Source organism: Burkholderia pseudomultivorans (assembly GCF_902499075.1).
Classification (GTDB): domain Bacteria; phylum Pseudomonadota; class Gammaproteobacteria; order Burkholderiales; family Burkholderiaceae; genus Burkholderia; species Burkholderia pseudomultivorans.
The window spans coordinates 89,467-106,585 of record NZ_CABVPP010000017.1 but is presented as its reverse complement, the minus strand read 5'-3'; the positions used below and the strand labels follow the sequence as shown (position 1 = coordinate 106,585).

General features: G+C 70.2%; 16 protein-coding genes. 8 read left to right on the top strand and 8 right to left on the bottom strand.

Annotated features, from left to right (window positions below):
* Together BST28156_RS14420 and sodB are read left to right on the top strand one after the other, a co-directional pair.
* Positions 1-368 (top strand): exodeoxyribonuclease VII large subunit (locus tag BST28156_RS14420; protein WP_302478017.1); only part of this gene is annotated, 368 nt, incomplete at its 5' end.
* Between the two features lie 239 nt (positions 369-607).
* Positions 608-1,186 carry a superoxide dismutase [Fe] gene (sodB, locus tag BST28156_RS14415; RefSeq protein WP_040128027.1) on the top strand — a complete coding sequence of 193 codons (579 nt, stop codon included), beginning with the start codon at positions 608-610 and terminating at the stop codon, positions 1,184-1,186.
* Positions 1,187-1,294: 108 nt separating this feature from the next.
* On the opposite strand, the gene chrA is transcribed toward sodB, so the two are convergent.
* Together chrA and BST28156_RS14405 are read right to left on the bottom strand one after the other, a co-directional pair.
* Positions 1,295-2,506 (bottom strand): chromate efflux transporter, encoded by a 1,212-nt coding sequence (gene chrA, locus BST28156_RS14410; protein ID WP_174902531.1) that lies wholly within the window; start codon positions 2,504-2,506, stop codon positions 1,295-1,297.
* A 119-nt stretch (positions 2,507-2,625) separates the two neighbouring features.
* Positions 2,626-3,336 carry a Crp/Fnr family transcriptional regulator gene (locus BST28156_RS14405; RefSeq protein ID WP_060245171.1) on the bottom strand — a complete coding sequence of 237 codons (711 nt, stop codon included), beginning with the start codon at positions 3,334-3,336 and terminating at the stop codon, positions 2,626-2,628.
* Between the two features lie 89 nt (positions 3,337-3,425).
* Between BST28156_RS14405 and BST28156_RS14400 the strand changes: the two genes are divergently transcribed.
* From BST28156_RS14400 to BST28156_RS14390, 3 genes are all read left to right on the top strand, one after another.
* The gene (locus tag BST28156_RS14400; RefSeq protein ID WP_174902530.1) at positions 3,426-3,950 is read left to right on the top strand and encodes an Mpo1 family 2-hydroxy fatty acid dioxygenase; all 525 of its coding nucleotides are present in this window, start codon (positions 3,426-3,428) and stop codon (positions 3,948-3,950) included.
* The gene (locus tag BST28156_RS14395; protein ID WP_174902529.1) at positions 3,943-4,998 is read left to right on the top strand and encodes a 2-dehydropantoate 2-reductase; all 1,056 of its coding nucleotides are present in this window, start codon (positions 3,943-3,945) and stop codon (positions 4,996-4,998) included. Before BST28156_RS14400 ends, BST28156_RS14395 begins: the two co-directional genes overlap by 8 nt.
* A gap of 99 nt (positions 4,999-5,097) precedes the next feature.
* On the top strand, positions 5,098-5,730 hold the full coding sequence (locus tag BST28156_RS14390) for a class I SAM-dependent methyltransferase (RefSeq protein ID WP_174902528.1): 633 nt from the start codon (positions 5,098-5,100) through the stop codon (positions 5,728-5,730).
* On the opposite strand, the gene BST28156_RS14385 is transcribed toward BST28156_RS14390, so the two are convergent.
* Together BST28156_RS14385 and mdtD are read right to left on the bottom strand one after the other, a co-directional pair.
* Positions 5,699-6,973, bottom strand: coding sequence for an EAL domain-containing protein (locus tag BST28156_RS14385; RefSeq protein ID WP_060245167.1), 1,275 nt, complete (start codon positions 6,971-6,973; stop codon positions 5,699-5,701). The two genes, BST28156_RS14390 and BST28156_RS14385, sit on opposite strands and share 32 nt — an antisense overlap.
* A 145-nt stretch (positions 6,974-7,118) precedes the next feature.
* Positions 7,119-8,555, bottom strand: a complete 1,437-nt coding sequence (gene mdtD, locus BST28156_RS14380; protein WP_174902527.1) for a multidrug transporter subunit MdtD — start codon at positions 8,553-8,555, stop codon at positions 7,119-7,121.
* Positions 8,556-8,785: 230 nt separating this feature from the next.
* On the opposite strand from mdtD, the gene BST28156_RS14375 reads away from it, so the two are divergent.
* Positions 8,786-9,109, top strand: a complete 324-nt coding sequence (locus tag BST28156_RS14375) for a DUF2917 domain-containing protein (RefSeq protein WP_174902526.1) — start codon at positions 8,786-8,788, stop codon at positions 9,107-9,109.
* Here the strand turns inward: BST28156_RS14375 and BST28156_RS14370 are convergent.
* Entirely contained in the window at positions 9,082-10,314 is a 1,233-nt protein-coding gene (locus BST28156_RS14370; protein WP_174902525.1) for a citrate/2-methylcitrate synthase, read from the bottom strand. The genes BST28156_RS14375 and BST28156_RS14370 overlap by 28 nt on opposite strands.
* 140 nt (positions 10,315-10,454) lie before the next feature.
* Between BST28156_RS14370 and BST28156_RS14365 the strand changes: the two genes are divergently transcribed.
* Positions 10,455-11,846: a CoA transferase gene (locus BST28156_RS14365; RefSeq protein WP_174902524.1), complete on the top strand. Its 1,392-nt coding sequence runs from the start codon at positions 10,455-10,457 to the stop codon at positions 11,844-11,846.
* 51 nt (positions 11,847-11,897) lie between these two features.
* Here the strand turns inward: BST28156_RS14365 and BST28156_RS14360 are convergent, their stop codons facing one another.
* Entirely contained in the window at positions 11,898-12,644 is a 747-nt protein-coding gene (locus BST28156_RS14360; protein WP_060245163.1) for a GntR family transcriptional regulator, read from the bottom strand.
* A 167-nt stretch (positions 12,645-12,811) separates the two neighbouring features.
* On the opposite strand from BST28156_RS14360, the gene BST28156_RS14355 reads away from it, so the two are divergent.
* Complete coding sequence (locus tag BST28156_RS14355; protein ID WP_174902523.1) at positions 12,812-13,657, top strand: aldo/keto reductase; 846 nt, start codon at positions 12,812-12,814, stop codon at positions 13,655-13,657.
* Positions 13,658-13,708: 51 nt separating this feature from the next.
* Here BST28156_RS14355 and BST28156_RS14350 read toward each other — a convergent pair whose 3' ends face one another.
* Together BST28156_RS14350 and fusA are read right to left on the bottom strand one after the other, a co-directional pair.
* Positions 13,709-14,728, bottom strand: coding sequence for a HoxN/HupN/NixA family nickel/cobalt transporter (locus tag BST28156_RS14350; RefSeq protein ID WP_060245161.1), 1,020 nt, complete (start codon positions 14,726-14,728; stop codon positions 13,709-13,711).
* 154 nt (positions 14,729-14,882) lie between these two features.
* Positions 14,883-16,994, bottom strand: a complete 2,112-nt coding sequence (gene fusA, locus BST28156_RS14345; RefSeq protein ID WP_060245160.1) for an elongation factor G — start codon at positions 16,992-16,994, stop codon at positions 14,883-14,885.
* Between the last annotated feature and the right edge of the window lie 125 nt (positions 16,995-17,119).

The following is a 17,119-nucleotide window of genomic DNA, read 5'->3' as shown; positions in this document are numbered from 1 at the left end:
GGCGGCCGGTGCGCGACGCGCGTGCGCGCTTCGCGCTCGCGCAGCTGCGCTGGCAGCGCGCGCGCCCCGATCCGGCGCATGCGCGCCATGCGCTTGCGGGCCTGTCGCAGCGTCTGGCGGCCGCGCTGCAGCGCCGTCACGAACGCGATACGGCGCGCGTCGCCGCATGCGCGGCGCGGCTCGAGGTGCTGAGCCCGCAGCGCACGCTCGAGCGCGGCTATGCGGCATTGATCGATGCGCAGACCGGCCGCGCGGTGCGCACGCCGAACGCGCTGAAGCCGCAGCGCCGGCTGACCGTGCATCTCGCGGAAGGCTCGGCCGACGTGTCGCTCGCCGACGTGCAGCCGCGGCTGACCGACACGATCTGACGCAGGCGCGCATGCCGGCGCGCATCCGTCATACCCGTCGTCGTCTGAATCGAGCCGGCGCGGGAACGGATGCTGCGCGCGTGGTCGGCTCGTCCTGCCGGACGGTGCGCCAGCACCGCTTTTCCGCATACCGCAGATAAATGGCCGACGAGTTTGCGGGGTTATTCGTCCTCGCCTACAATCGGACGCTCGGCAGCATTCAACACAGCCTCCCTACATACTCAACGAAGGAATTCGCCATGGCTCATACGCTCCCGCCGCTCCCGTACGCTGAAGACGCACTCGCGCCGACCATCTCGAAAGAGACGATCGAGTACCACTACGGCAAGCATCACCAGGCTTATGTGACGAACCTGAACAACCTGATCCCGGGCACGGAATTCGAAAACCTGCCGCTGGAAGAGATCGTGAAGAAGTCGTCGGGCGGTATCTTCAACAACGCCGCGCAAGTCTGGAATCACACGTTCTTCTGGAACAGCCTGTCGCCGAACGGCGGCGGCGCCCCGACCGGCGCGCTCGGCGACGCGATCAACGCGAAGTGGGGTTCGTTCGACGCGTTCAAGGAAGCGTTCACGAAGGCCGCAGTCGGCACGTTCGGCTCGGGCTGGGCATGGCTCGTGAAGAAGGCCGACGGTTCGCTCGACATCGTGTCGACGAGCAACGCCGCCACGCCGCTGACGACCGCCGACAAGCCGCTGCTGACGATCGACGTGTGGGAACACGCGTACTACATCGACTACCGCAACGCCCGTCCGAAGTTCGTCGAAGCGTTCTGGAACATCGCGAACTGGGACTTCGCAGCGAAGAATTTCGCGTAAGTCCGACGCCATGCGCGCCGCTCCGGCGGCGCGCGGCACCCCGAAAAAGCCCTCGCAACGAGGGCTTTTTCGTTTTTGCGCGTACCCGTGCGCGCCGGCCGCGCCCGCTTACGCGATCGCCGCCGCCAGCCAGCCGAGCGCGGCGCTCGCGATCACGACGGCCCATGGCGGCACGCGCCAGAACGTCAGCGCGACGAAGGCGACGAGCACCGCGCCGAAGTCGCGCGGCGACACGATCGTGTCGGACCAGACCGGGTGATAGAGCGCGGCGAGCAGCAGCCCGACGACGGCCGTGTTCACGCCGGCCAGCGCCGCCTGCATGCGCGCGCTGCGGCGCAGGCGTTCCCAGAACGGCGCGGTGCCCGCGACGAGCAGGAACGACGGCGCGAAGATCGACACGAGGGCGAGCGCGCCGCCGAGCCAGCCGTTCGGCACAATCCGCAGCGACGCGCCAAGGAACGCCGAGAACGTGAACAGCGGCCCCGGCACCGCCTGCGCGACGCCGTATCCGGCGAGGAACGCCGAGTCGCCGACCCAGCCGGGCGCGACGACCGCGGCCTGCAGCAGCGGCAGCACGACGTGGCCGCCGCCGAACACGAGCGCACCGGTGCGGAAGAACGCGTCGGCGACGGCGAGCGCGTCCGAATGCAGCGCGCGCGCCGCGAACGGCAGCGCGACCAGCAGGACCGCGAACGACACGAGCCACAGCACCCCGGCGCGCTGCGATACGTGCAGCGGCAACGGGTCGTGCGCGCTGCGCGCGGCCTGCGGCAGCAGCACGAGGCCGACCGCGCCCGCCATGGCGATCACGGCGACCTGCAGCCACGCGCCCGGCACGAGCAGCGCGACGCAGGCGGCCGCGGCCATCAGCGTCACGCGGCGCGCATCCGGGCACAGCGTGCGCGCCATCCCCCAGACCGCCTGCGCGATCACCGCGACCGACACGAGGCGAAGACCGTGCAGCGCGCCCGCTGCGATCGGCGCACCGGTCGCGTGCACGCCGAGCGCAAACAGCATCATCAGCAGCGCGGACGGCAGCGTGAAGCCGAGCCACGCGGCGAACATTCCCGCATAACCCGCGCGCGCGAGGCCGATCGCCATGCCGACCTGGCTGCTCGCGGGGCCGGGCAGGAACTGGCACAGGCCGACCAGATCCGCATAGGTGCGCTCGGTCAGCCAGCCGCGTCGCGCGACGAATTCGTCGCGGAAATAGCCGAGATGCGCGACCGGCCCGCCGAACGACGTGAGGCCGAGCCGCAGGAACGCGACGAAAACGGGCCACGGGCGGTGCGACGTGACGGCGGCGGTGGAGGGTTTCAACACGGGGCGGGATGGCGAATGGACGAGCCGCCACGATAGCGCAACGCGATGACGGCGGGGCGGCGGCGTTCGGTGTTTTGCAGCGGCGCGCGAATCACGCGGGCGCTTGCGCGTCGCCTTCAGCGTGCGCCGCCGTCCGGCAGCCCGCTCGCGCGTCGCAGCGCCTCGACGTCGACGAGCTCGATCTCGCCGACATGCAGCCGCACGACGCCGTCGGCCTGCAGCGCCTTCAGCAGCTGGTTGGTGGTCTGCCGCGTCAGCGACAGCATCGCCGCGAGCTTCTCCTGCGACAGGCGGATGCGCGTGCGGCCCGCGCTGATGCCGCCGTAGCCGTCGGCGATCATCAGCAGCCGCGCGGCAAGCCGCTGCGCGGCCGGCATCACGCTCATCGATTCGACGGTCAGGAAGCTCAGGCGCAGCTTCTGCGCCATCAGCAGCGCGAACTGCCGCCAGTATTGCGGCGTCGCATCGAGGATTTCGAGCAGCGCGGCCTGCGGGACGTGCAGCAGCAGCGCGTCGTCGAGCGCGATCGCGTCGTGCGTGCGCGGCTGGCCGTCGAACAGCGCGATCTCGCCGAACCACGTGACGGGTTCGGCAACCGTCAGCAGCGCTTCCTTGCCCTGCGGATCGACCGCGCCTATCGTGAGGGAGCCGGCCAGCACCGCATACAGCCCGCATGGCGGGTCGCCGCGCCGGAACAGCGCATGGCCGGCCGGCAGGCGGCGCAGCGCCGCGCGGGCGAGCAGCGCCGTGCGCAGCGCGTGCGGCAGCGCGGCGAACCACGGGTTGGCTTCGATCTGCGGAAGGTAAGGGTCGAGCGGCGACGGCATGGGCATGCGATGTCGGGTAGCCGACAGAGGTTCTCGGGCGTGACGCGCATCATAGCGCTCAATGACCGTATGACCGTACAGGACACGCGATGAAGACGCTCGAAGACCATCTTGCCCAGTATGCGACCTACCACCGCGACGCGCGCAACATCGCGACGCATCTGGTCGGCATCCCGCTGATCGTGTTCGCGGTCGAGGTGCTGCTGTCGCGGCCGGCGCTCGGCATGCTGGCCGGCGTCGCGCTGTCGCCGGCGCTGCTGCTCGCCGTCGCGTTCGCGGCGTTCTACCTGCGGCTCGACCTGCGCTTCGGCATGGTGATGACCGCGCTGTTCGCGCTCGGCCTGTGGGGCGCGCAGTCGCTCGCGCTGCTGCCGACCGCGCAATGGGTTGGCATCGGCGTCGGCGCGTTCGTCGTCGGCTGGATCGTGCAGTTCGTCGGGCACTGGTTCGAGGGGCGCAAGCCCGCGTTCGTCGACGATCTGGTCGGGCTGATGGTCGGGCCGCTGTTCGTCGTCGCCGAGGTCGCGTTCTTCGCGGGGCTGCGCGCTGACGTGCGCAGCGAGGTCGAGCGGCGCGCGGGGCCCGTGCACGGCGGCGCGCATTCGCATGTCTGACGCGCGGGCGGCGCCGGTCTGCGTGTTCGGCGCGGGCGCGGTCGGCTGCTATCTCGGCGGCCGGCTCGCGGCGGCCGGCGCGCCCGTGCAACTGGTCGGGCGGCCACGGATCGGCGACGCGATCCGCGCGCACGGGCTCGTGCTGACCGACCGGCGCGGCTATCGCGCGGCGCTCGCGCCGGCCGAGGTCGCGTTCTCGACCGATCCGGCCGCGGCGGCCGATGCGCGGCTGGTGCTCGTCACGGTGAAGTCGGCCGCGACGCACGATGCGGCGACGCAGCTGGCCGGCGTGCTGCGGCCGAACGCGATCGTGATCAGCTTCCAGAACGGGCTGCACAACGCACGCGTGCTGCACGACGCGCTGCCGCACGCGACCGTGCTGGCCGGCATGGTGCCGTTCAACGTGATCGAACGCGCGCCCGGCGCGTTCCACCAGGGCTCGGCCGGCACGCTCGCGGCCGACGCGTCGCCCGCGCTGCAACCGTTCACTCGCCTGTTTGCGCGCGCCGGCCTGCCGCTGGCGCTGTACCGCGACATGCAGGCCGTGCAATGGGCGAAGCTGCTGCTGAACCTGAACAACGCGATCAACGCGCTCGCGAACCTGCCGCTGCGCGACGAGCTCGCGCAGCATGCGTACCGGCGCTGCGTCGCGCTCGCGCAGCGCGAGGCGCTGCACTGGCTCGCGCGCGCGGCGATCCGGCCCGCGCGGCTCACGCCGCTGCCGGCCGCTTGGGTGCCGGCCGTGCTCGACCTGCCCGATCCGGTATTTCGCGTGCTCGGCGGCGCGATGCTCGCGATCGATCCGCTCGCGCGTTCGTCGATGTCCGATGATCTGGCCGCGCGCCGCGCGACCGAAGTCGAGTGGATCAACGGCGAGGTCGTGCAGCTTGCGCAGCGCGCCGGCGGCCATGCGAGCGTCAATGCGCGGCTGTGCGCGCTCGTGCATGACGCCGAAGCCGCCGCGGTGCGTCCGGCATGGCGCGGCGATGCATTGTGGGCGACGCTCGCGGCAGCCGCGTCGCGCGATGGCGCGGTGCCGGCCGTATGAGCGCGCTTATGGGCGGGCTGTGGCGGCCGGCAGCGTGCGTGCCGCGCAACGGCTAAGATGCGTGGATGCGTCGCACGACGCGCCCGCGGAGCAACCGACATGGTGGATCGCCCGACCCTCGACGCCTACGACGCCCATGCCGCGCAATACGCGCAGGATTGGCTCGACCAGGCCCCGCCCGACGACATGTATGCGCTGCTCGAGCAGTATTTTTCGCCCGGACCGACCGCGGACGTCGGTTGCGGCGCGGGGCGCGACACCGCGTGGCTGACGCAGCGCGGCTTCGACGCACGCGGCTACGACGCGAGCGCGGCGCTGCTCGACGAGGCGCGGCGGCGCCATCCGCAGCTGCGGTTCGAACAGGCCGCGTTGCCGGCGCTGGCCGGCGTGCCGTCCGGCGCGTTTCGCAACGTGCTGTGCGAGACGGTCGTGATGCACCTCGAACCGGCGGACGCGGTGGCGGCGGCCACACGGCTGGCCGATCTGCTGATGCCGGGCGGCACGCTGTACCTGAGCTGGCGGGTGGCCGGCAGCGGCGCGCTGCGCGACGAGCGCGGGCGCCTGTACACGCCGCTCGACGCGGCGCGCATACGTGCCGCGCTTGGCGCCGGCGTGCGCGTGATCGACGAGCATGAGGTGGTCAGCGCGTCGTCCGGCAAGCGTGTGCACCGGTTGATTGCGCGCAAGGCGGATGCCGCGCTTATTCGCGATTCAGCGCCGCTTCCCAGTTGATGTCGACGCACAGCACCTGCATGCCGCTCGCGGCCGGCGCGGCGACCGAAGCGGTCACGCACAGGTGCGCCTCGTTGATCGACAGGTAGGGCGGCGTCAGGTGCACGCGGCCCGGCGCGCGCATCGCGTGGATGAAGTACGCGCGGCGCTCCCAGCTCGCGCCTTCCGAATGCAGCAGCGGCCGGAAGCGCTTCGCGCGCTGCGATACGCTGCCGCGCGCGAGCACGTTGTCGCCGATCTGGCGGCCCGACGCGTCGAGCAGGAAGCAGCGCGCGGTCTCGGGCAGCCCCAGCACCGCGGCGGCCGCATCGAGCAGCGTCGCGCCCGCGCCGATCTTTCGACTGGCCTCCTCGAGCGCGGCGACGTACGGTGCGAGTCGTTCCGCCTGGGTGCGCTCGCGCGCGGCGACGCGCAGCCGCAACGCGGCCGACAGCGTGTCCATGCAGCCCGCGGCGGCCTGCGGCTGCACGGGCTCGACGCTCGGCCCCGCGAAATACTGGCCCTGCACGAAATCGACGTCGCACTCGAGCGCGATCAGCGCGTCGCGTTCGGTCGCGAGCCCGCCCATCAGCACGAGCTGGCCGGATTCGTGCAGCAGCGACACGAGCTTCGGCAGCACGCGTTCGAGATGCGAGTGCTCGCTCGCCTGCGCGAGGATCCCGCGGTCGAGCGTGACGATGTCCGGGTGCAGGTGCCACACGCGGTCGATGTTCGAATGCTTGGCGCCGAAACCGCCGAGCGCGATCAGGAAGCCGGCCTTGCGCAGCCCGTCGACGATCGCCGCGTAGCGCGGCGTCTCGCCGCCCGCCTGCTCGGGCACCTCGAGCACCACGCGGTGCGGCGGCAGCCCGAGCGCCTTCAGGTTCGCGAGCAGCGCGTCGCCATAGACGGTGTCCATCAGCGCGGCCGGATGCAGGCTCAGGAAGAGCCATTCGTCGTGGCTGTCGAACGCGTGGAAGTTGCCGAGATGCAGCGATTCGGCGAGCCGGCCGAGCTCGAGCAGGTCGCCGCGCCGCGCCGCCTGCGTGAACACCTCGTGCGACGCGACCTGGCGGTTGTCCTCGTCGTGCGCGCGCAGCGACGCGTGATAGCCGATCGCGCGCCGGTGCGACACCGAGAAAACCGGCTGGAACACGCTGAACACGGTATAGCCGCCGTACAGCACGGTGCGCCGGTTGCCGTCGTCGCCGGCGACGGGGCGGGGCGGCTGAAAGCCGGGGGGATCGATGTCGATCATGCTCATGATGTCGGCCGAAGGAAGGCTGCCAGTTTACCTACAGAATAGGCGAGCAAGAAGCATGCACGGCATCGTGCCCCGTGCGACGGGCCGCCGCGGCGCATCGCACGGCCGGATTGCACCGTCGTGGTGCGCGATGCGCCGGCACGCGTCACGTGCGTTCGGACGGGTCGGTCTTGCGCGCGGTGCTGCGGATTTCCGGCGCGAGCTGCGCGAAGATCCACGCGGACGCGGCCGTGATGATGCCGACGCAGATGAAGGTCGCATGGAACGCGGGCAGCGTGTTGCTCGGCGTCACGGTGCGCAGCATCCCGGTGAAGGTCGCGAGCAGCGCGCCCGCGACGGTCACGCCGAGGCTCATCGACAGCATCTGCACCAGCGAAAACAGGCTGTTGCCGCTGCTCGCGCCGCCGGTGCCGAGATCCTTCAGCGTCAGCGTGTTCATCGCAGTGAACTGCATCGAGTTGAAGCCGCCGAACAGCGCGAGATGGACCACCTTCACCCACACCGGCACCGTGTCGCGCATCAGCGCGAAGCTCGCCATCATCACGCCGACCATGATCGTGTTCGCGAGCAGCACCTTGCGGTAGCCGTGCTGCGTGATCAGGCGCGTGATGAGCCGCTTCGAGAACATCCCGGCCGCGGCGACCGGCAGCATCATCAGCCCGGCCTCGAACGCCGAATAGCCGAGGCTCACCTGCAGCAGCAGCGGGATCAGGTACGGCATCGCGCCGCTGCCGATCCGCGCGAACAGGTTGCCGAGCAGGCCGACGCTGAAGGTATGGATCTTGAACAGTTCGAGCGAGAAGATCGGCTGCGGCGCGCGCACCGCGTACAGCCCGTACGCGACGAAGCACGCGAGGCTCAGGATCAGCAGCACCAGCACGGCCGCGTGCTGCATGCCGAGATCGGCGAGGCCGTCGAGCGACAGCGAGATCGCGATCATGCCGATCGTCAGCAGCAGGTAGCCTTTCAGGTCGAAGCGGCCGACGGCCGGATTGCGCGCGTCGGGCATCGAATAGAAGGTCGCGATGCAGCCCGCGACGCCGACCGGCACGTTGATCAGGAAGATCCAGTGCCACGACGCGATCTTCACGAGCCAGCCGCCGAGCGTCGGCCCGATCAGCGGCCCGATCAGGCCGGGAATCGCGACGAACGACAGCGCGGGCAGGTAGCGCTCGGCCGGAAACGTGCGCAGCACCGCGAGCCGGCCGACCGGCAGCAGCATCGCGCCGCCGACGCCCTGCAGCACGCGGAACGCGACGAGCTGAGTCAGCATATGCGCGTTCGCGCACAACAGCGAGCCGAGCGAGAACACCAGGATCGCGCTGAAGAACACGCGCCGCGTGCCGAAGGTATCCGCGAGCCAGCCGGACACCGGGATCATCACTGCCATCGTCAGCGAATACGCGATCACGACCGACTGCATCCGCAGCGGCGATTCGCCGAGGCTCGCGGCCATCGACGGCAGCGCGGTGTTGACGATCGTCGAGTCGAGCGTCTGCATGAAGAAGCCCGTCGCGACGAGCCAGAGCATGACGGTGAGGTTTTTTTCGCCGGGAGCGGCGGCGGGCGGGCGTTGGAACATGTCGGCGGGGCGGTGGCGCGGGACAGTCGCCATTGTAGGGAAAGCGGCCGCGCCTTGCAGATTCGACCCCGCGTGCGTGTCGCGCCGGCGCAGGTCGGGGCTGCGAGCGGATGCCCGTCCGCCGGCAGGCCGGTACAGTTCAGCCGAAAGTGTCTGCAGGCGTATCTGTCCGCGTGCTGCCACTGTCCGAAATACTGCTGTCATCGGATCGATGCGACCAGGAGGCGGCCATGCGTGAATTGCGACTCTACGTGATGGACGGCGACGAGCCGGCCGCGCGCTGGCGGATCGTCGATCGCACCGCGCTGCAGGTGGCGGACGGCGCGCTGTGGGCGACGGTCGAGGGGCGGCCCGACGATCACTGGCTGCGCGCCGGCGACGTGCTGACGCTGACGCCCGGGATGCGCGTCTGGATCAGCGCGGCGCGCGATGGCGCGAGCTTCGCGTTCGGGCCGCCGCCGGCGCCGGTCGTGCGGACCGCGCACGCATGGTGGCGGCCGTTCGCCGCGTGGCTCGACAGCCGGCGTCAGACGGCCGCGTCGCTGCCGACATAGCGGGCGCGCGGCCGGATCAGCTTGCCGTCCGCGTACTGCTCGAGCGCGTGCGCGATCCAGCCGGCCGTGCGGCCGGCCGCGAACAGCGTGAATGCGGCGCCGTCCGGCAGCGCGAGCGTGCGTTCGAGCACCGCGAGCGCGTAGTCGATCGCCGGCCGCAGGCCGGTCGCCGCTTCGACGCGCGCGGCAAGCGCGCGGGCCGTGCGCAGCGCGGGACGGTTCGGCACGGCGGCCTGCAACGCGTCGAGCAGCGAGTGCGCACGCGGGTCGCCGTCCGGATAGAGTGGATGCGCGAAGCCGGACAGCACGGTGCGGCCGCCGTCGCTGCGTTCGTCGTGCGCGAGGCGCAGCGCGAGAAAGCGGTCGAGATCGGCGGCGCGGGCCGCGTCGTCGAGCAGCGCCGCGGCGCGGAAGGTCTCGCCGCCATGGCGCGGGCCGGACAGCGCCGCGAGCCCGCCCGCGATCGCGCCGAACAGATGCGTGCCGGTCGACGCGATGCAGCGCACCGCGAACGTCGACGGATTCAGTTCGTGGTCGGCGCACAGCACGAGCGCGCGGCGCAGCAGGTCGGCTTCGTCGCGCTGCCGCACGCGCCACGCGGCAGCGAGCTGTCGATGCACGGGCGCATCGTCCGGCGCGATGCCGGCCAGCGCGGCGGCGGTGACGCGTAGCAGCAGCGCGGCGGAATCGAGTTGCGCGTCGCGGCCCTGCGCCCAGCGGCGCGGCAGCGACGCGGCCGCCGCCGGCAGCAGCACCAGCGTGCGTTCGAGCGGCGCGAGATGCGCCCAGCGGGCGGACCAGTCCTGCCATTGCGCGGCATCGAAACCGGCCGCCGCGAGCGACGCGGCGGCGAGCCGCGCGGGCGCGCAGTCCCAGAGCCGGGCCGCGACCTGTTCCAGCGTCGCGTCGTCGGCGAGCGCGATCGCATCGGCGCCGCGGTAGCGCAGGCGGCCGTCGGCGATCTGCGTGATCCGCGATTCGAGCACCGGCACGCCCCAGTCGAGCGAGCGCTCGGCGACGCCGCCCGCGCGCTTCGCGTCGGCGCGCCGGCGCGCGAGCAGGCGCACCTCATCCGCGTCGTAGCGGCGGCGCTTGCTCGCGCCGTCGGGCAGCGAGCGCAGCAGGCCGCGGCTCACATACGCATAGAGCGTGCTGACGCTGACGCCGAGGATGCCGGCCGCTTCCGGCGCACTGAGGGAGGTCATGCCGATCGCTCCAGTCGGCGCGCATGAAGCGCAGCCGCGCTACAACTATTCGTTATGTATTGATTCGTGCAATCAAGATTGATCGCACCTGTCGTGAATTCTAGACTCGATTCCGTCTCCCCAACGGTTCGCCTCTCACCATGACACCCGCACTCGCACTGAATCATCTGTGGCAACTCGCGCACGGCGATGCCGACGCGCTCGCCCGCGCGACCATCGCCGGACAGGATCCGACGCTGCCGTCGGCGTTTCATGTCGGCACGCTCGCCGCCGCGACGATCGCCGCGGCCGGGCTCGCGGCCGCCGAATGCCACCGGCTGCGCACGGGCGTCGCGCAGCGGGTCGACGTGTCGGTGCGCGATGCGCTCGTCGCGTTTCGCAGCGAACGCTACCTGCGCGTCGACGACGGCCCGCCGCCCGAGCTGCGTCATCCGGTGACCGGTTTCTACGAGACGCGCGACGGACGCTGGATCCAGCTGCATGCGAACTTTGCGCATCACCTGCACGGCATACTCGACGTGCTCGGCTGCGGTGCGCAGCCGGACGACGTCGCCAGGGCGATCCGCAGCTGGGACGGCGCGGCGCTCGATACCGCGCTCGCCGAAGCCGGGCTGTGCGCGGCCTTGATCAGAACCCCTGAAGAATGGGCCGCGCACGAGCAGGCGCAGGCAGTCGCGTCGCTGCCGCTGTTCGAGATCGAGCGGATCGGCGATGCGCCGGTCGAGCCGATCGGCCGCGGCGAGGCGGACCGGCCGCTCGCGGGCGTGCGCGTGCTCGACCTCACGCGCATCATCGCGGGGCCGGTCGCGGGACGCACGCTGGCGTCGCACGGCGCGCAGACGCTGCTCGTCAACGGCCCGCACCTGCCGAACATCGCGCCGCTCGTGATCGACAACGGGCGCGGCAAGCGCTCGACGTGGATCGACCTGCGCGACGCGGCCGGCGTCGACACGCTGCGCGGGCTCGTGCGCGATGCCGACGTGTTCCTGCAGGCGTATCGCCCCGGCGCGCTCGCGGCGCGCGGCTTCGCGCCGCAGGCGCTGGCGCAGCAGCGGCCCGGGATCGTCTGCGTGTCGGTGTCCGCGTACGGGCATGCGGGGCCGTGGGCGAAGCGGCGCGGTTTCGACAGTCTCGTGCAGTCGGCGAGCGGGATCGCATGGCGCGAGCAGCAGGCCGCGCACGCGAACGGGCCGCGCCATCTGCCGTGCCAGGCGCTCGATCATGCGACCGGGTATCTGGCGGCGTTCGGCGCGATGATCGCGCTCGCGCGCCGCGCGCGCGAAGGCGGCAGCTGGCAGGTGCGGCTGTCGCTCGCGCAGACCGGACGCTGGCTGCAGTCGTTCGGCCTCGTGCCGGACGGCGCGGGCGCGCCCGATCTCGCGCCTGCCGACGTGCGCGACCGGATCGATCGCATCGCGTCGCCGTTCGGCACGATCGACGCGGTGCGTCCGGCCGAGCGGTTGTCGGCGACGCCGCCGTCGTTCGCGCGGCCGCCGGTGCTGCTCGGCACCGACGACGCTTGCTGGGTGTGAACGCCGGCGGCCCGGCGCCGGTTCACGCGTTTTCCGCGCGCGTGCCGCGACTTACTTGCGCAGCTCGACGACGAAGTCGTAGTAGTCGTTGCGGCAGTAGGTGTCGGTCAGCTCGATCGCGCGCTGGTCCGCCGTATAGCCGATCCGCGTGATCAGCAGCAGCGCGTCGTGCGGCGCGATGCCCATCTGTTCGGCGATCTCGTCGGTCGCGTTGACCGCGCGGAAATGCTGGAGCGCGCGCACGATCGGCGTGCCGCGCGCTTCGAGGTAGCTGTACAGCGAACCGCCGATCGCCTGCGGATCGGGAATCAGCGTTGCGGGGAACGTCGAGTTCTCGACCGCCATCACGATGCCGTCGGCGAGGCGCAGCCGTTTCAGGCGCGTGACCGACGCGGCCGGCGACAGCCCGAGCTGGATCACTTCGTCGCGGTTGGCGGGCTGGATCTCGCGCGCGAGCCATTGCGAGCTCGGCTTGAAGCCGCGCCGCTCGAGCATCTCGCTGAAGCTCGACAGCCGCGACAGCGGATCTTCATAGCGCGGCTGGATGAAGTTGCCCGCGCCCTGCGTCCGGCGGATCAAACCCTGCTCGACCAGCAGCGCGATCGCCTTGCGTGCGGTGATGCGCGACACGCCGAGCGCATCGCACAGCACCCGCTCCGAGGGCAGTGCCTCGCCGGCCGTCCAGCGGTTGTCGTGGATCGCGTCGCCGAGCTTGCGGGCGAGCTGCAGGTAGAGCGGCGTATCGTTGTCGGGGTCGGGGCGCAGGTCCTGCCAGCGGTCGTCCGTGGGTGCCTTCATGGGATGGGTGTCGATCAGGTTGCGGCCATTCTAAGTCATCGTGCGGCGCCGTTATAGCCGGTTTTTGCCGTGCAATAGGCGCCGCGCGCGCCGATTGACTACACTGATGCGTCGTATTCCATGCTTCGGCCGCGATGTGGCGGCCACGAATCCGCAGCGAGGAGCGCATGACAGACACGATCGCCAAGGTTGCGTTGCCAGACGGCGAGACGATTCCGAAGCTCGGCCAGGGCACCTGGGAAATGGGCGAGCGGCCGGCCCGGCGCGCCGACGAGATCGCCGCGCTGCGCGAAGGGATCGCGCTCGGGATGACGTTGATCGACACGGCCGAGATGTACGGCGACGGCGCGACCGAAACCCTGGTCGGCGAAGCGCTGCACGGCCTGCGCGACGACGTGTTCCTCGTCAGCAAGGTCTATCCGCACCATGCGAGCCGGCGCGGCGTGGTCGCCGCGTGCGACGCGAGCCTCAAGCGCCTGCGCACCGACCGTCTCGACCTGTACCTGCTGCACTGGCGCGGCTCGGTGCCGCTCGAGGAGACGGTCGAAGGTTTCGAGGCGCTGAAGCAGGCCGGCAAGATCCGCCACTGGGGCGTGAGCAACTTCGATACGGCCGACATGGCCGAGCTTGTCGACGAGGCGGGCGGCGGCGCATGCGCGACCAACCAGATCCTCTACAACATCGCGCGGCGCGGCCCCGAATTCGACCTGCTGCCGTGGCTCGCCGATCACCGGATGCCGGCGATGGCGTACAGCCCGGTCGATCACGCGCGGCTGCCGAAGCGCTCGCCGCTCGACGAGATCGCGCGCGAGCGCGGCGTGTCGGTGATGCGCGTCGCGCTCGCGTGGGTGCTTGCGCGGCCGGGCGTGTTCGCGATCCCGAAGGCGGCGCGGCTCGAACACGTGCGCGACAATCGCGCGGCGCTCGATCTCGTGCTGACCGACGACGAACGCACGCAGCTCGACGCGTATTTCCGCGCGCCGCGCAGCAAGCGCGCGCTGGAAATGCTGTGAACGGTGCCGCTGCATGGCGCCGCGCGACGTGCGGCGCGTTGCATCGGCACATCAGCGTGCCGGCGCGTCGGCCGCCCGCTGCCAGCGATGGAACAGGATCGACGCGATCCAGCAGACGATGAACAACGCGACGATCCCGTAGCCGATTGCGCCGAAGCGATCGCCGATCGCATCGAGCGTGTCGCGCACGGGGCCTGTCAGCGACAGCTTGTCGGCGAGCAGGCCGGCCGCTTCGATGCCGCCGATCGCGAGCGCGACCGCCGCCGACACGAACGTGATGCTCGCGTTGTACAGCAATTTGCGCTGCGGATCGTCCATTGCCCACCCGTACGCATGAATCATCAGCACGTTGTCGGTCGAATCGATCAGCGTCATGCCGGCCGTAAACAACGCGGGAAACAGCATCACCGTATAGATCGGCAGCCCCTGGCTCGCCTGCGCGGCGGCGATCGCGAGCAGCCCGATTTCGGTCGCGGTGTCGAAGCCGAGCCCGAACAGCACGCCGACCGGATACATGTGCCAGCTCTTCGACACCAGTCGGAGCAGCGGACGCAGCAGCCGTGCGACGAGGCCCGCCGGACGATGCGCATGCACGGCGTCGTGCGCGTGAGGGGCCGGCGCGCCGCCGCGATAGCGCCGCCACAGATCGCGCAGGATCATCAGGTTCACGCACGCGAGCACGAGCAGGAACGTCGCCGATACCGCGGTGCCGATCGTGCCGCCGATGTCGCGGAATGCGTCGAAACGGTCGCGCAGCGCGAACGCGGTCAGCGCGATGCCGAGCGTCGCGCCGAGCACGATCGTCGAATGGCCGAGCGAGAAGCACAGGCCGACCGTCAGCGGACGCCGTCCGTCCTGCATCAGCTTGCGCGTCGCGACGTCGATCGCCGCGATGTGGTCCGCGTCGACCGCGTGGCGCAGCCCGAGACCGTAGGCGATCGCCGCGGTGCCGAGCAGCAGCGGATGGTCGCGCAATACCGCCAGCGCCCACAGCCACACGGCCGCGTTCGCGGCGATCAGACCGGCATAGAGCAACAGCAGGCGGCGCAGGGCAGGAGAGGCGGACGGCATCGGGACGGTTCCATCGGACGAATCGCGAAATATTGTGGCACGTGAAAAAAATGCGCGGCGCGCCGATCGAAACTGCAGGCCGGTCGTCAGGCGGACGAAAAAAAGCCCGTCCGGAGCCGGACGGGCTGCTTGTGCCGCGCGGCGGTTGCGCGGCTTACTTCGTCTTCGCGTTGATCACCGCTTCCGACACGTTCGCCGGCGTTTCCGCGTACTGCTTGAACTCCATCGTGTAGGTCGCGCGGCCCTGCGTGGCCGAGCGCAGCGACGTCGAGTAGCCGAACATCTCGGCGAGCGGCACCTCGGCGCGCACCAGCTTGCCGCCGCCGCCCGCGATGTCCTCCATCCCCTGCACGATGCCGCGTCGGCTCGACAGGTCGCCCATCACGTTGCCCATGAAGTCCTCGGGCGTCTCGACCTCGACGGCCATCATCGGTTCGAGCAGCACCGGCTTCGCCTTGCGCATCGCTTCCTTGAACGCCATCGAGCCGGCCATCCGGAACGCGTTTTCGTTCGAGTCGACGTCGTGGTACGAGCCGAACGTCAGGTGCACCTTCACGTCGACGACCGGATAACCGGCGAGCACGCCGCTCTTCAGCGTTTCCTCGATGCCCTTGTTGACCGCCGGGATGAATTCGCGCGGAATCACGCCGCCCTTGATCTCGTCGAGGAACTCGTAGCCCTTGCCCGGGTTCGGCTCGAGCGTGATCACCGCGTGACCGTACTGGCCGCGCCCGCCCGACTGCTTGACGAACTTGCCCTCGACGTCGGCGGCCGTCGTGCGCACCGTCTCGCGATACGCGACCTGCGGCTTGCCGACCGTCGCTTCGACGCCGAATTCGCGCTTCATCCGGTCGACCAGGATTTCGAGGTGCAACTCGCCCATCCCCGAAATGATGGTCTGGCCGGATTCCTCGTCGGTTTGCACGCGGAACGACGGGTCTTCCTGCGCGAGACGGTTCAGCGCGAGGCCCATCTTTTCCTGGTCGGCCTTGGTCTTCGGCTCGACCGCCTGCGAGATCACCGGCTCGGGGAATTCCATCTTCTCGAGGATGATCGGCTTCGCCGGGTCGCACAGCGTGTCGCCCGTGGTCGCTTCCTTCAGGCCGACGGCCGCCGCGATGTCGCCCGCGCGCACCTCCTTGATTTCCTTGCGCTCGTTCGCGTGCATCTGCAGGATCCGGCCGAGCCGTTCCTTCTTGTCCTTGGTCGCGTTGAGCACCGTGTCGCCCGATTCGACGACGCCCGAATACACGCGGAAGAAGATCAGCTGGCCGACGAACGGGTCGGTCATGATCTTGAACGCGAGCGACGAGAACGGCTCGTCGTCGCTCGGATGACGTTCCGCCGGCTTTTCCGGATCGTGGAAGTCGTGGCCGAGGATCGCGGGCACGTCGACCGGCGACGGCAGGTAGTCGATCACCGCGTCGAGCATTGCCTGCACGCCCTTGTTCTTGAACGCGCTGCCGCACAGCATCGGCACGATCTCGTTGGCGATCGTGCGCTGGCGCAGCGCGGCCTTGATCTCGTCCTCGGTCAGCGACTCATGGTCGTGCAGGTACTTCTCGAGCAGTTCCTCGCTCGCTTCGGCCGCGGCCTCGACCATCTTCTCGCGCCATTCGTGCGCAAGCCCTTCGAGCTCCGCGGGGATGTCCTCGTACGTGAACTTCACGCCCTGGCTTTCGTCGTCCCACACGATCGCCTTCATCTTGACCAGATCGACGACGCCCTGGAAATGCTCTTCCGCGCCGATCGGAATCTGGATCGGCACCGCGACGCCCTTCAGCCGCTCGCCGATCTGCCGCTGCACGCGGAAGAAGTCCGCGCCGACGCGGTCCATCTTGTTGACGAACGCAATGCGCGGCACCTTGTACTTGTTCGCCTGGCGCCACACGGTTTCGGATTGCGGCTGCACGCCGCCGACCGAGTCGTAGACCATGCACGCGCCGTCGAGCACGCGCATCGAGCGCTCGACCTCGATCGTGAAGTCGACGTGCCCGGGCGTGTCGATGATGTTGATGCGGTGTTCCGGATAGTTGCCGGCCATGCCTTTCCAGAAGGCCGTGGTCGCCGCCGACGTGATCGTGATGCCGCGTTCCTGCTCCTGCTCCATCCAGTCCATCGTGGCCGCGCCGTCGTGCACTTCACCGATCTTGTGGCTCACGCCGGTGTAAAACAGGATGCGTTCGGTCGTCGTGGTCTTGCCGGCATCGATGTGAGCGCTGATCCCGATGTTGCGATAGCGCTCGATGGGGGTTTTGCGGGGCACGTGAACCTCCTGGTGGTTCGGATCGTAAGCGGGCCGGCTGGGCCGGCCCGGGCTGGAACAAGCGAGACTTCAAGCATAGCGCTTGCGCGTGGCTTTTGCAGATGCGGACCGGCTCGGCGGAATCA